Origin of the sequence: Achromobacter kerstersii, assembly GCF_902859595.1 — a bacterium.
Classification (GTDB): domain Bacteria; phylum Pseudomonadota; class Gammaproteobacteria; order Burkholderiales; family Burkholderiaceae_B; genus Achromobacter; species Achromobacter kerstersii.
This window is the reverse complement of sequence record NZ_CADIJQ010000002.1, coordinates 450,563-464,934: the sequence shown is the minus strand read 5'-3', so window position 1 is coordinate 464,934 and position 14,372 is coordinate 450,563. Positions and strand designations below refer to the sequence as shown.

The following is a 14,372-nucleotide window of genomic DNA, read 5'->3' as shown; positions in this document are numbered from 1 at the left end:
GGGCCTGCGGGGCGAAGATGGCCTGCGCATGGTGCGCGGCAACAAAACCTTCAAAGTATAGCGCAGGCGGCCCGCGATCAACCGTCTTGATGGAGCCGCCTGCAAGGGGACGCAACGTCGGCGCAGGCGATCATGCCGTCCACGGTGTGGCCGGACTGCCCATCCAGGCCTGCCCTGCCGGGATGCTTTCCCCCTTGAGCACCAGCGTCAGCGGCCCCAGCCGCGCCCCGTCCTCGACGTGGGTGTCATACAGGATGGTGCTGCGCGGCCCAACATTGACGCCGTTGCCGATCCGGACCTGGCCGATCTTCATGACGCGGTCCTCGAACAGATGGGTCTGCGGGCCAGAGCCTGCGTGCAGCACCGCGTCGTCGCCGATCGACACGCAGTCGTATTCGGTGATGTCGGTGGTGTCCATGAAGACGCGCTTGCCGATCCGCGCGCCCATGCAGCGCAGGGCCAGCGGCAGCCAGGGCGTCGCCCGCAGGAAGTTGAAGAAGTTCGGCACGGCGATCGACTCGTACAAGCTGGTGACGGCTTCGCTTTTCCAGACAAACGGCGTCCACATCGGTTCGGCGCGCGGCTGGTAGCGGCCCACCAGGGCCCACTTCAAGAGCACCAGGAACAGGAAAGTGCCAATGCCGTAGAGCACGCCCGCCAGCATCAGTTCATCGAACGCGCCCAGAAAGCCTTGGGCCACGGCGATCGGGATCACTTTCATCACCGTCAGATAGCCCACTGCAATCACGACCGCCAGCGGCAAGATCATGCGCATGCCTTCCACCGCGCCGCGGGCGATCTTGCGGGCGAAGCTGGGCCGGAACGTCAGATGCGCCGGGAAGCCCGCCGTCTGCTCGCGCGCGGGCAAGGCCAGCGGCGGATTGCCCAGCCACGTCTGCCCGCTGGCCATGCGGGCGTTTGAGGGCGCGCGGCTCTGCACGCCGATCAGCACATCGTCGGGCAGCACCGAGCCATCGGGCACATACGCGCCGTTGCCAACGAAGCTGCGGTTGCCGATGATGGTGGGCCGCATCGTCATCCAGCCGCGATCGATTTCTTCGTCGCCCAGCATGACGCCGTCGGCGATGAAGCTGTCGCGGCCAAGCGTCAGCATGTCGGGCACGATGCCCATCGCCGTGGAAATTTCAGTGCCGCGGCCCACCTTGGCGCCCAGCAGCCGATACCAGGTGCCAGCGTAGATGGACGCATACAGGCCGTGCAGCACGCTCAGGCTGGATTCCTGGATCTGGTTGGTCAGCCAGCGGCGCAGGTAGATCTGCCCATACACCGGCCAGCGCCCGCTCGACAGCCGGGGCAGCAGCGCCCAGCGCAGCATGGCCGAGACCAGCACCGTCAAGAACAACAGCAACGCGCTGGCGGGCAACGCCAACAGCAGATAGCAAAGAAAGGCGTAAGGCCAGGGCGTGCGGGCGCTCATCAGGTCGAGCCAGCGCGCATCGATCCAATCAATCAGCACAAAGCTCGGGAACACCGGCATGAAGAACAAGGCGGCGATCAGCGTCCCGCCCGTGGCGTAGGCCAGCACATCCAGCCGGCGCCAGCGGCTCGCACGCTCGGGCCGCGGCGGCAGATCAGCCGCCCGCGCGTCAGGGTCATGCTTGGCCGGTGCGCCGGTCCAGACCTGCCCGGCCGGCACGCACGCGCCCGATGCCAATGACGACAAGCCTTCCAGCCGCGCGCCCTCGCCCATCGACACATCGCCTTGCAGCACCGCATACGAACCCACATAGGCGTTGTCGGCCAGCGTGATCGGCGCCACGTCCCACACGCCGCCCTTCACCGAGAAATTCTCCAGGTTGACGGCGGCGCCAACGCTGACGCCATCGCCTATCGTCAATAGGTCGGGCGCGCGAACGGAAACGCGACTGATGGCGGCATTGCGGCCGATGCGTGCGCCCAGTGCGCGCAAATACCAGACTTGCAATGGCGAACCCGCCAGCAGATGCGCCGGCGGAATATCCAGCACGCGATCCACCAGCCACCACCGGTAAAACAGCCAGCCATACAGCGGATAACGGCCCGGTTTGAGCCGGCTCAGAATGCCCCACTTGCACGCCACAGCGACGCCGAAGCTCAACAGGTTGCAAGCCAGATAGGCGGCGATCGACATCGCCACCGCGCGCCAGACCGAATCGCCCTCGTCGCCCGTCCAGTAGTGATACGTGAAAAACGGCGTCAGCCAGATCAGCATGCGCACGCCAATCAACAGCGGCAGCGCGGCCAACTGCGCCAAGCCGCAAGTCCAGCGCCGCCATTCGGGCGCGCGTTCGATGGCGGCATCGGGCGATGGGGCGCCGCCTTGCGCGTCACCGTGTTGACCGCCTTGCCGGCTGGCTGACTCGTTGACGCGGTCCGGCGTGCTGGCCACAGCCAGCGCATCCAGGCGCGCCGCCAACGCTCCCACACCGGGATGCTGATAAAGCTCGTGCATCGTCAGTGCGGAAAAATGCGGATGCTTGCGCAGCGACGACACCAGCCGCGCGGCCAACAGGGAATGGCCGCCCAGGTCGCGAAAGAAATCGCTGGCCAGCCGCAGCGGCTGCCCGGGGAACAATGGGCGCAGCGCGTCGAACAATGCCCGCTCGCCCGGCGTGACGGGTTCGTCATCTTCGCCACTGGGCTCGGACACCGTCTCTAATGGTTGCGCCTTCAGCGTCTTGCGGTCGATCTTGCCCGAGGTCAAACGCGGCACGTCGCTCACGCGTTCAAAGCGGGCGGGAATCATGTAGGCCGGCAAGTCCTGCGCCAGCGCTGCACGTAATGTGTGGAGATCCAGCCGGGCCTCGCCTTCCGGTTTCAGAAAGGCCACCAGTTGCTCGATGCCAGCAAGGTCGCGCAAGACGACGGCCGCGGCCCCCACGCCGGGCTGCCGGTACAGCGCAGCTTCGATTTCGCCCAATTCCACACGAAAGCCACGCACCTTGACCTGATCGTCGCTGCGGCCCAGGCACTGGATCTGCCCCTGCTCGTCGATGCGGGCAAGGTCGCCACTGCGGTACATGCGCGTGTCGTGCTCGCCGCTGGGCCGGGGGTTGGCCAGAAACTTGTCGGCAGTGAGTTCGGGACGGCCCAGGTAGCCGCCCGCGACGCCAGGGCCGGTAATACAGAGCTCGCCCACCTGCCCTTGCGGCAGCACCGCGCCATCATCGCCACGGATCAACATGCCGTAATTGGGCAACGGCGTGCCGATCGTGACGGGCTGGCCCGGCAGCAATTCGGCCAGGCTGGCCGAGACCGTCGTTTCCGTCGGCCCGTAGGTGTTGAACAAGCGCCGGCCAGGCGTGGCCCAGCGCGGCACCAGAAAGTCCGGGCACACTTCGCCACCCAGATTCACAATGCGCAGGCCGGGCACGTCGTGCGCGAACAGCGCCAGCAGCGTCGGCACCGCGTGCAGCACCGTGACGCCTTCGCGCACCAGCGCGTCGGGCAGGCCCTCCGGGTCCGTCGTCAACATCTTGGGCGCCACCCACAAACTCGCGCCCACCAGGTAGCTGATCCATATCTCTTCGAACGACATGTCGAAGGCCACCGAGAAACCCTGGTAGACCTTGTCGCCATGGCGCACGCCCAGCACTTCATTTTCGCTACGCAGAAAATGGCAGATGCTGGCCTGGCTGATGGGCACGCCCTTGGGCTTGCCCGTGGAGCCGGACGTGTAGATGACGTAAGCGGGATGCTCGGGCAGCAGCCCTTCCCGCTTGCGCAATGGGCCGTCCGCAGGCGCCGACAGCGCCCACGTCGTCCACGTGATCATTCCGTCTAACCGGACTTCCGCGCCCGCAATCAACCCATTCGCGCCCGCGTCTTGCAAACAGACCAACATGCGGTCAGGCGGCGTGTCAGATTCAAACGGCAGCCAGGCGGCCCCGGCCTTGGCGATGGCCGCTTGCATCACCAACAGGTCGGCGCCGCGCGGCAAACACAGGCCCACGATATCGCCAGGCCGCACGCCAGCTTCGATCAGATGGTGCGCGGCCACGTCGGCGCGTGCGCCAAGCGTGTTGTAGGTGAGGGATTGATCCAGCCAGTGAATGGCGATGGCGGCGGGATGCCGCAGGATCGTGGCTTCCAGAATATCGGGCAGCGTTTCCGCGCGAAGCAGATCTGGCCGATAAGGGCCTTGGAGAATCATAGGAACGGCAACAATCCGGCTGTGAGGATTTTTGCTTATGGACCGGCGCCGCAAGAATTCGTTCAAGACTTCAATAAAAAAAGCCCTCGTGATGGGCATCACTTGCACACCACGAGGGCTTTTGATGAAGCCCTTTTATGCGGACTGGCGCAACGCGCGAGCGGCTTGCACCATGCCGATCAACGCGGCTTCGGTTTCCGGCCAGGCGCGCGTTTTCAGACCGCAGTCAGGATTCACCCACAGCCGTTCCTTGGGCAGGCGGGCGGCCGCCTTTTGCATCAAGCCCACCATCCAATCCACGTCCGGCACGTTGGGCGAGTGAATGTCGTACACGCCCGGGCCAATGTCGTTCGGGTAATCGAAGTCTTCAAACGCCTTGAGCAGCTCCATGTTGGAACGTGACGTTTCAATCGTGATCACGTCGGCATCCATCGCCGCAATCGATTCGATGATGTCGTTGAATTCCGAATAGCACATGTGGGTGTGAATCTGCGTTTCGTCGCGCACGCCAGCGGTCGACAAGCGGAAGCAGTCCACCGCCCAATCCAGATACGCCTTCCAATCGGCACGGCGCAGCGGCAAGCCTTCGCGGATGGCGGGTTCGTCGATCTGGATGACGTTGATGCCCGCCTTCTCCAAGTCCACGACTTCATCGCGCAACGCCAGCGCCAGTTGGCGGCACGTCTGTTCACGCGGCTGATCGTCACGCACGAACGACCACTGCAGAATCGTCACGGGTCCGGTCAACATGCCCTTGACCGGCTTGTCAGTGAGCGACTGCGCGTACGACGACCAGCCCACCGTCATCGGCGCGGGGCGCGCCACATCGCCAAAGATGATCGGCGGTTTAACGCAACGCGAGCCATAGCTTTGCACCCAGCCGTGCTTGGTGAACGCAAAGCCGGCCAGCAGCTCGCCGAAGTATTCCACCATGTCGTTGCGTTCGGGTTCGCCGTGCACCAGCACGTCCAGGCCCACCTTTTCCTGGAAGCGGATGACTTCCTCGATTTCCTTGCGAATGGCGGACTCATAACCGGAATCCGTCAGCGCGCCGACCTTCCAGTCGCGGCGCAGCGCACGAATTTCAGCCGTCTGCGGGAAGGAGCCGATGGTGGTGGTCGGGTAAGCGGGCAAGCCCAACTGTTCTTGCTGGCGCGCAATGCGGCCGGCAAACGGCGCACGGTCGCGCGACACCGACTCGGCGGCGGCCATGCGGCGGCCCACCACCGGGTTGTGAATACGGCGCGACGCTCGGCGGGCGGCCAAGGCGGCGCGCTGCCTGATCAGGCCATCTTGCAGGGACGGCTCGGTTGCGCTTTCCAGCGCGCGGCCCAGCAGGCTCAGTTCTTCGAGCTTTTGCGCGGCGAACGACAGCCAGCTGATCAGTTCACCATCCAGTTCGGTTTCGTTGGCCAGGTCCACCGGCACGTGCAACAACGAGCACGACGGCGCCAACCACAGGCGATCGCCCAGTTGCTGCTTGACCGGCGCGAGCGTGGCGATGGCGGCGTCCAGGTCGGTACGCCAGATGTTGCGGCCGTTGATGATGCCGGCGGACAGCACCTGGCCCGCACGCAGGCCGGCCACGACGTCAGCCAGTTGCTCCGGCGCGCGAACCAGATCCACGTGCAAGCCTGCTACCGGCAGCGCTTGCGCGGTGGCCAGGTTGTCTTTCAAGCCGTCGAAGTAGGTGGCGACCAACAGCTTGACGGGGCTGGCGGCCAGCGTGCCGTAGACCTGCTTGAACGCATCGCGCCAGGCTTCTGGCAGGTCCAGCGCCAGGATCGGTTCGTCGATCTGCACCCATTGCACGCCCTGTTTGGCGAAGCGGGCCAGCACGTCTTGGTACACCGGCAGCAACGCTGCCAGCAATTGCAGCTTGCCTGCGTCGGCAGCGCCGCCGGCAAAGGCGTCGCCCTTGCCCAGGTACAGCCAGGTCAACGGACCCGGGATCACGGGCTTGGCGGCGTGGCCCAGCGCGTGCGCTTCCTGCACCTGCTGAAACAGCGATTCACGGGCGATGCGGAAGGTCTGGCCCGGAACCAGTTCCGGCACGATGTAGTGATAGTTGGTGTCGAACCACTTGGTCATTTCGCAAGCGGCGGCGGGCTTGCCCGTGGGCGCGCGGCCACGGCCCATGCGAAACAGCGTGTCCAGCGAGACCGGCTCGCTGTCCTTCTGGCCGAAGCGGGCCGGCACGGCGCCCAGCAATGTGGACCATTCCAGAATCTGGTCGTACCAGGCGAAGTCGCCCACGGGCACGAATTTGAGGCCGGCGGCAGCTTGCAGTTTCCAGTGTTTGGCGCGCAGTTCACGGCCGGTTTCTTCCAGCGCTTCGGCGGTCTGCTTGCCAGCCCAATACGCTTCCACCGCGCGCTTGAGTTCGCGCTGCGCGCCAATGCGAGGGAACCCAAGATTATGAATAGTCGTCATGACAATGCCACCGTAAGACAAATTTTGTTCAAGTGATGATTATTGTGCAGGCTAACTTATATGAATCAAAATCAATGTCTACATTTATAAGATGAGGAAATCTCATACAATAATTCCTCATCCAGCCCGCCCCTGAGCCACTCCCCCGCCCCATGCTAGAAATTCGCCATCTTGAAACGCTGACCGCCATCCGCGAAGGCGGCAGCCTGCAAGAAGCCGCCGAGCGCCTGCACCTGACCCAATCCGCCCTGTCGCATCAGTTGCGCGACCTGGAAACCCGCCTGGGTACGCCGCTATTGAACCGCCGTACCCGCCCCGCCCGCTTGACCACTGCCGGTTTGCGCGTGCTGGCGCTGGCGGACGAGGTGTTGCCGCGCATTCGCGCCACCGAACGCGAATTGCAGCGTCTGGCCGCGGGGCGCACGGGGCGCCTGCATCTGGCCATTGATTGCCATTCCTGCTTCCAATGGTTGATGCCGGCGCTAGACGCTTTCCGCGTGCAATGGCCGGACGTGGCGCTGGACTTGTCGGCGGCGTTCTCGTTTGCGCCGCTGCCCGCCCTGGTGCGCGGCGACCTCGATCTGGTGATCACGTCAGACCCGCAGCCGCTGGATTCCGTGGAATATCTGCCGCTGTTCAAGTACGAGCTGGTGCTGGCCGTGTCGGAATCCAATCCGCTGGCGGGCAGCAAATTCATCATGCCGGACCAACTGGCCGACCAGACGCTCATTACCTATCCGGTGGACAAGCAGCGCCTGGACGTGTTCACCGCCTTCCTGGACCCGGCGGACGTTGAGCCCGCCGCCATCCGCAAGGCGGAACTCACGCCCATCATCGCGCAGCTGGTCGCCAGCAACCGCGGCGTGGCGGCGCTGCCGAACTGGGCGCTGACGGAATACATGAATCAAGGCTGGTTGCGGTTGTGCCGGCTGGGGCCGCAAGGGGTGTGGCGCACGCTGTACGCCACGGTGCGCAGCGAAGACACCGACACGTCGTACATCGATGAATTCCTGACCATCACGCGCGACGTCTGCTTCAAGACGCTATCGGGCATCAAGTCGGCGAAGTGATGCGGGAAGCCTGAAGCAAGCAGGCCAAATACCGCAAGGCGGCCGGATCAGTCTTCGTCGCTGTCGCCCAAGATGCGGCGGATGACGTCGTGCGCAAAGCCGCGGCTGGCCAGAAAGCGGGCTTGCTTGGCGTAGGCGGCGCGGTCGGCCGGTTTGGCATCGAAGCGCTTCTTCCAGACTTCCAGCGCGCGGTCGTACTCCGTGGCGCGAAGCTGGTCGCGCAGTTCGGCGACCTGGTTGTCGTCCACCCCATGCTGGCGCAATTCCTGCACGATGCGGGCCGTGCCTTGGCGCGATGCGCGGCGATGCACCAGGCTTTGCGCAAAGCGCTCGGTGGACAGCCAGCCTTCTTTTTCCAGCGCGTCCAACACCGCTTCGACCTCGTCCGCGTCGTCGGCATAGGCGGCAAGCTTGCGGGCGAGTTCTTCGCGCGCATGTTCACGCCGCGACAAATACCCCACGGCGCGCATCTTCAGCGACGGCCCCTTGCGTTCGGCCTTGCCATCGGACGTTGCGGCGCCTTCGTTCGCGTCCGATCCTGTTTCTGATCCAGCCTCTACGCCCGCTCTTGCGTCGTTACGCGCCGTGCCACGGCCGCGCGCGGAGCCGCGTGTTGCCGCATTGCGTGTTTCCGAGCTGCGCTGCCATACGTCAGGCGCGGAGGCGGATGCGTCTTCGGCCGCCGCAGCTTCTTTTTCGCGGCGCGCGTCGGAAGTGCGCCGCAAGCCCTGGGGCTTGGCGACGGTTTCAAACTCGTCATCCAACTTGGCGCGAAGACGGTCGGCTGACGCGGGAGTCGATTTCCAGCTCATGCGCTTCCTGCTTTCTATGCAAAACGGCAGGCCCGTAGTGGCGCCTGCCGCATATATCGCCAGGCCGAAGCGCTGGCGGCGTCCGAATTGCGTTATTCGGCGGTGTCTTCCGCCGTGGGCACGAATTCGGCGGCGCGGCTGACGATGCCCTGGTTCTCGCGAACGCGGTTCTCGATCTCGATCGCGATTTCCTTGTGCTCTTTCAGGTATTCGCGAACATTGTCCTTGCCCTGGCCAATGCGATTGCCGTTGTAGCTGTACCACGCGCCGGACTTGTCCACCACGCTGGCGGCCACGCCCAAGTCAATGATTTCGCCTTCGCGCGAGATGCCGGCGCCGTACATGATGTCGAATTCAGCCTGCTTGAACGGCGGCGCGACCTTGTTCTTCACAACCTTGACGCGGGTTTCGTTGCCAACGACTTCATCGCCCTTCTTGATGGAGCCAATGCGGCGGATGTCCAGACGCACCGAGGCGTAGAACTTCAGCGCGTTGCCGCCCGTCGTGGTTTCGGGGTTGCCGAACATGACGCCGATCTTCATGCGGATCTGGTTGATGAAGATGACCATGCAGTTGGTGCGCTTGATCGTGGCGGTCAGCTTGCGCAGCGCCTGGCTCATCAGACGGGCTTGCAGGCCGGGCAGCGAGTCGCCCATTTCGCCTTCGATTTCAGCCTTGGGCACCAGCGCGGCGACCGAGTCGATGACGATCAGGTCAACCGAACCCGAACGCACCAGCGCATCGGTGATTTCCAGTGCCTGTTCGCCCGTGTCCGGCTGCGAGATCAGCAGGTCGGTCAGGTTCACGCCCAGCTTGTTGGCGTATTGCACGTCCAGCGCGTGTTCCGCGTCGACGAACGCGCAAGTGCCGCCGATTTTCTGCATTTCAGCAATGACTTGCAGCGTGAGGGTCGTCTTGCCCGACGATTCCGGGCCGTAGATTTCGACCACACGGCCGCGCGGCAGGCCGCCAACGCCCAGAGCGATGTCCAGACCCAGCGAGCCCGTGGAAACCACCTGGATGTCGTGCGAGACCTCGTTGTCGCCGTAGCGCATGATCGAGCCCTTGCCGAACTGCTTTTCGATCTGCGAAAGCGCGGCGGCAAGCGCCTTGGCCTTTTCCGAAGCGGCGGCCTTGGAGGTTTTGTCGTCCATGTAATGTCCTGTCTGTAACGTATCTGGTATCTGGTGGTTGCGGCTGGGGCCTGAACCGCAGCATTGCTGTTTTGAATCAGGTTCAGATTATGGCATCGGATTGTACTGTACAAAAAACCAGTGTGCCAGAGTTTTGCACGTATTCCCTGAGTGGGCAAGCCCGGCCGCCTATGACAGAATCGAAGCCGACCCCGGCGTTTCGTCCCTTTTCCGCCGCCGGGCCGCCCACAAGGCGGATAGCCCCCCATAGAGGGGTGGCCAGCGCGCAAAGCGCCGGCGCCACAGGGACCCCTTCATTTGCAGCCCATGCGTATTCTGATCGCTGAAGACGACAGCATTCTGGCCGACGGTCTATCCCGGTCATTGCGCCACAACGGCTATGCCGTGGACGCCGTGCGCGACGGGCTGGCCGCCGATTCTGCCCTGGCGGCCCAAGCCTTTGACCTGCTCATCCTGGATCTCGGCCTGCCGCAACTGGCCGGGCTGGAAGTGCTGCGCCGCCTGCGCGCCCGCAACTCCGCCCTGCCCGTTCTGATCCTGACCGCTGCCGACAGCATCGAGCAGCGCGTCAAGGGCCTGGACCTGGGCGCCGACGATTACATGGCCAAGCCTTTCGCGCTGTCCGAGCTGGAAGCGCGCGTGCGCGCCCTGACCCGGCGCGGCGCGGGCGGCGGCGCCACGATGATCAAGCACGGCCGGCTGCTGTTCGACCAGACGGGCCGCGTGGCCATCGTTGATGACCAGACGCTGGACCTGTCCGCGCGCGAAGTCAGCCTGCTGGAAATTCTGCTGACTCGCAGCGGCCGCATGGTCAGCAAGACGCAACTGGTGGACCACTTGTGCGAATGGGGTGAGGAAGTCAGCACCAACGCTATCGAAGTCTATGTGCACCGGCTGCGTAAAAAGCTGGAGCCCAGCGGCGTGAAGATCGTGACCGTGCGCGGCCTGGGCTACTGTCTGGAGCGGGACCAGGGTGCCGCGTACCTCGCCAGCTGAGCCTGCAGGACCTGAGCCGCTCAATCAGGAAGCGCTGGATATCATGCAAGCCGGGTCCAAGGGCCCGAGCTTCGCGCCGCCCCAGCGTTCGCTGCTGGGCGAAATCCTGGACTGGATGCTCGCGCCGCTGTTCCTGCTGTGGCCCATGAGCGTCGCCATCACGTATGTGGTCGCGCAGAACATCGCCAACGTGCCTTACGACCGGGCGCTGGCCAATAACCTGCATGTGCTGACGCGCCAGGTTCACGCGCAAGACGGCCGCGCGGTACTCAAGATGACGGACCCTGCACGCGATGTGCTGCGCGCCGATGAAACCGACAGCGTGTTCTGGCTGGCGCTGGGCAGCCGCGGCGAATACCTGGGCGGCGACCGCGCGTTGCCCCTGCCCGCCACCGTGGGCCAGCCCCGCCCCGGCGAGGTCCAATACGAAGACGACACCATGCGCGGCTTCGGCATCCGGCTGGCCTTCACGTGGGTGGACCTGAACCTGCCCAACACGCAGCCCGCGCTGCTGATCGTGGCCGAGACCGTCGAGAAGCGCACCCAGCTGGCCAACGACATCATCAAAGGCGTGATCATTCCGCAGTTTGTGGTGCTGCCGATTGCCGTGCTGCTCGTGTGGTTCGGGCTGTCGCGCGGCGTGGCGCCATTGAATGCGTTGCAGCAGCGCCTGCGCGCGCGCCGTCCTGATGATCTTTCGCCCATCGATGAGCGCGCCGCGCCGTCGGAAATCGCGCCGCTGGTGGCGGCTATGAATGACCTGCTGGACCGCTTGTCCGCCAACGTGCAGGCGCAGCGCCGTTTCGTGGCGGACGCGGCGCATCAATTGAAGACGCCGCTGGCCGGCTTGCGCACGCAGGCCGAGCTGGCGTTGCGCGATGCCAGCCCCGAAGAAATGCAGTCCAGCCTGCGCCAGCTGGTGACGGGTTCCGAACGCGCCACACGTCTGGTCAACCAGCTGCTGTTGCTGGCGCGCGCGGAAAATCCCAGTGCGATCGGATTGACCCGCACCGATCTCAACGCCATCGCCTACGAGCAAGCGATGCACTGGGTGCCGCAGGCGCTGTCGCTTGCCACCGATCTGGGTTTCGAAGGGTCGGACGACCCAGTTGAGATCAGCGGCAACCCGCTATTGCTTGCCGAGCTGCTGAACAACCTGGTCGACAACGCCTTGCGCTACACCCCCCGCGGCGGCCACATCACCGTGCGCGTGCAGCGGGTTGGCGACGAAGCCGTGCTGGAGGTCGAAGACTCTGGCCCGGGCATTCCCCCCGAAGAACGCGAACGCGTATTCGACCGCTTCTACCGCGTGCTGGGCACGGCGTCCGACGGCAGCGGCCTGGGGCTGGCCATCGTGCGCGAAATTGCGCAGAAGCATCAGGCCACGGTCCTGATCAGCGACCATCCCACCGCACATTCGGACCTGCCCGGCACCCGCATCCGCGTGGTGTTTCCGATGTACGCCGACCACCCGGATTTGCTGGAAAGCTGAGCGCAACCCTGCCCGCAGCGGGCTAAGGACTATCCCTAGCCCCGCGCGCAAAGCTTACACAATGTTTCAATTTTAAGATTCAGGTAAGGGTTACGTCAGAACCTCGTCAGCCTCGCGCCTCAATGTTGCGTATAGCTCGATGTCGGCTCGCCGGCAAAGGGCCCAGCACGGCGGACAACCGCTGGCCAAAAAAACGAGGAGACATCATGAGCACAACAACCATGGCAGGCCGCGGTCCTTCCGCGGAACCGCGCCCGATGACCAAGGATGAACGCCGCGTCATCTTCGCGTCGTCTTTGGGCACGGTTTTCGAGTGGTACGACTTTTATCTATATGGCTCGCTCGCAGCCATCATCGCGCAACACTTTTTCTCGGGCGTGAACCCCACCGCGGGCTTCATCTTCGCGCTGCTGGCGTTCGCCGCGGGCTTCGCCGTGCGCCCCTTCGGCGCCCTGGTGTTTGGCCGTTTGGGCGATCTGGTCGGCCGCAAATACACGTTCCTGGTCACGATCGTGATCATGGGCCTGTCGACGTTCCTGGTCGGCGTGCTGCCCAGCTACGCCAGCATCGGCCTGGCCGCTCCGGCCATCCTGATCGTGCTGCGCTTGCTGCAAGGCCTGGCGCTGGGCGGTGAATACGGTGGCGCGGCCACGTACGTCGCCGAACACGCTCCGCACGGCCGCCGTGGTTTCTACACCTCGTGGATTCAAACCACCGCAACCCTGGGCCTGTTCCTGTCGCTGCTCGTCATCCTGGGCATCCGCACGGTCATGGGCGAAGACGACTTCAAAGCCTGGGGCTGGCGCATTCCGTTCCTGATCTCGGTCGTGCTGCTGGGCATCTCGGTGTGGATTCGTCTGCAACTGAGCGAATCGCCGACCTTCAAGCGCATGAAGGAAGAAGGCAAGGGTTCGAAGGCGCCGATCGCTGAATCGTTCGGCCAGTGGAAGAACCTGAAGGTCGTGATCCTGGCGCTGCTGGGCCTGACCGCCGGCCAGGCCGTGGTCTGGTACACGGGCCAGTTCTACGCGCTGTTCTTCCTGACGCAGACGCTGAAGGTTGACGCCAATACCGCCAACATCATGATCGCCATCGCGCTCTTGATCGGCACCCCGTTCTTCGTGGTCTTCGGCGCGCTGTCGGACAAGATCGGCCGCAAGCCCATCATCATGGCGGGCTGCCTGATCGCTGCCGCGACCTACTTCCCGATCTTCCAAGGCATTACGCACTTTGCCAACCCGGCGCTGGAAAAGGCTCAGGCCACGGCCCCGGTCACGGTGATTGCCGACCCCAGCACCTGCTCGTTCCAGTTCAACCCGGTGGGCACGTCCGCGTTCACCAGCTCTTGCGACGTCGTGAAGTCCTTCATGGCCCGCAACTCGGTGAACTACAAGAACGAAACGGCGCCGGCAGGCTCGCTGGCCAAGGTCAAGATCGGCAACGACGAGTTCGCCTCGTTTGACGGCAAGGCCATGGCCCCCGCCGACTTCAAGGCCAAGGCCGCTGAACTGGACAAGGCGCTGACCACCGCGATCCGCAGCCACGGCTATCCGGCCAAGGCGGACCCGGCGCAAAGCAACAACGTCATGGTGGTCGTGCTGCTGGCGATCCTGGTGCTGTACGTGACCATGGTTTACGGCCCCATCGCCGCCATGCTGGTGGAAATGTTCCCGACCCGCATCCGCTACACCTCGATGAGCTTGCCGTATCACATCGGTAACGGCTGGTTCGGCGGCTTCCTGCCCCCGGTCGCCTTCGCGGTCGTGGCTGCCACCGGCAACATCTACGACGGCTTGTGGTACCCGATCATCATTGCAGTCATGACCCTGGTCATCGGCACGCTGTTCGTGCGCGAATCCAAGGACAACGACATCAACGAATAAACGGCCATCCCCCGCCGGGTGGGACTGCTGCGCCTGCCCGGCCTTTCAAAAGCTCCTTATGGAGCTTTTTTTTTATGTGCCCCCACGCTGCGCGCGCTTTGCGCGCTTGCTGCCCCCCGAGGGGGCTTTTTTCCCTTGGGGCGGCCCGGCGGGAACGAAGCCCCCACGCTGCGCGCGCTTTGCGCGCTTGCTGCCCCCCGAGGGGGCTTTTTTCCCTTGGGGCGGCCCGGCGGGAAAAAGGCTATTTTTGCGAAGACTGGGGTGCTGATGCGGTGGTCGTTACCTATTGCCAAAATATCCCCCCCACTTTCAGGACGATGTCAGACCCTCGCGCTTAGACTGGCGCCTCAGATTACGGCCTTGCGCCAGATCGGCTGAC

At 64.3% G+C, this 14,372-nt stretch carries 8 protein-coding genes; 4 read left to right on the top strand and 4 right to left on the bottom strand.

Going from position 1 to position 14,372, the window contains the following annotated elements; all coding sequences use genetic code 11:
* Positions 1-130: 130 nt before the first annotated feature.
* The gene (locus tag HV765_RS10980) at positions 131-4,153 is read right to left on the bottom strand and encodes a Pls/PosA family non-ribosomal peptide synthetase (RefSeq protein ID WP_175169719.1); all 4,023 of its coding nucleotides are present in this window, start codon (positions 4,151-4,153) and stop codon (positions 131-133) included.
* A 135-nt stretch (positions 4,154-4,288) separates the two neighbouring features.
* Entirely contained in the window at positions 4,289-6,586 is a 2,298-nt protein-coding gene (gene metE / locus HV765_RS10975; protein ID WP_175169718.1) for a 5-methyltetrahydropteroyltriglutamate--homocysteine S-methyltransferase, read from the bottom strand.
* Positions 6,587-6,738: 152 nt separating this feature from the next.
* Here metE and HV765_RS10970 point away from each other — a divergent pair, with 152 nt between their 5' ends.
* Positions 6,739-7,656: a LysR family transcriptional regulator gene (locus tag HV765_RS10970; protein WP_054423509.1), complete on the top strand. Its 918-nt coding sequence runs from the start codon at positions 6,739-6,741 to the stop codon at positions 7,654-7,656.
* Positions 7,657-7,703: 47 nt separating this feature from the next.
* Here HV765_RS10970 and recX read toward each other — a convergent pair whose 3' ends face one another.
* Together recX and recA are read right to left on the bottom strand one after the other, a co-directional pair.
* Positions 7,704-8,468, bottom strand: a complete 765-nt coding sequence (recX, locus tag HV765_RS10965) for a recombination regulator RecX (RefSeq protein WP_175169717.1) — start codon at positions 8,466-8,468, stop codon at positions 7,704-7,706.
* A gap of 92 nt (positions 8,469-8,560) precedes the next feature.
* Entirely contained in the window at positions 8,561-9,622 is a 1,062-nt protein-coding gene (gene recA, locus HV765_RS10960; RefSeq protein WP_054423513.1) for a recombinase RecA, read from the bottom strand.
* Positions 9,623-9,928: 306 nt separating this feature from the next.
* On the opposite strand from recA, the gene HV765_RS10955 reads away from it, so the two are divergent.
* The 3 genes from HV765_RS10955 (at position 9,929) to HV765_RS10945 (ending at position 13,993) form a co-directional block, all read left to right on the top strand.
* The gene (locus HV765_RS10955) at positions 9,929-10,618 is read left to right on the top strand and encodes a response regulator transcription factor (RefSeq protein WP_006225021.1); all 690 of its coding nucleotides are present in this window, start codon (positions 9,929-9,931) and stop codon (positions 10,616-10,618) included.
* A 115-nt stretch (positions 10,619-10,733) separates the two neighbouring features.
* Positions 10,734-12,110, top strand: a complete 1,377-nt coding sequence (locus HV765_RS10950) for a sensor histidine kinase (protein ID WP_156336667.1) — start codon at positions 10,734-10,736, stop codon at positions 12,108-12,110.
* 221 nt (positions 12,111-12,331) lie between these two features.
* Complete coding sequence (locus HV765_RS10945) at positions 12,332-13,993, top strand: MFS transporter (protein WP_054423515.1); 1,662 nt, start codon at positions 12,332-12,334, stop codon at positions 13,991-13,993.
* Positions 13,994-14,372: the final 379 nt, after the last annotated feature.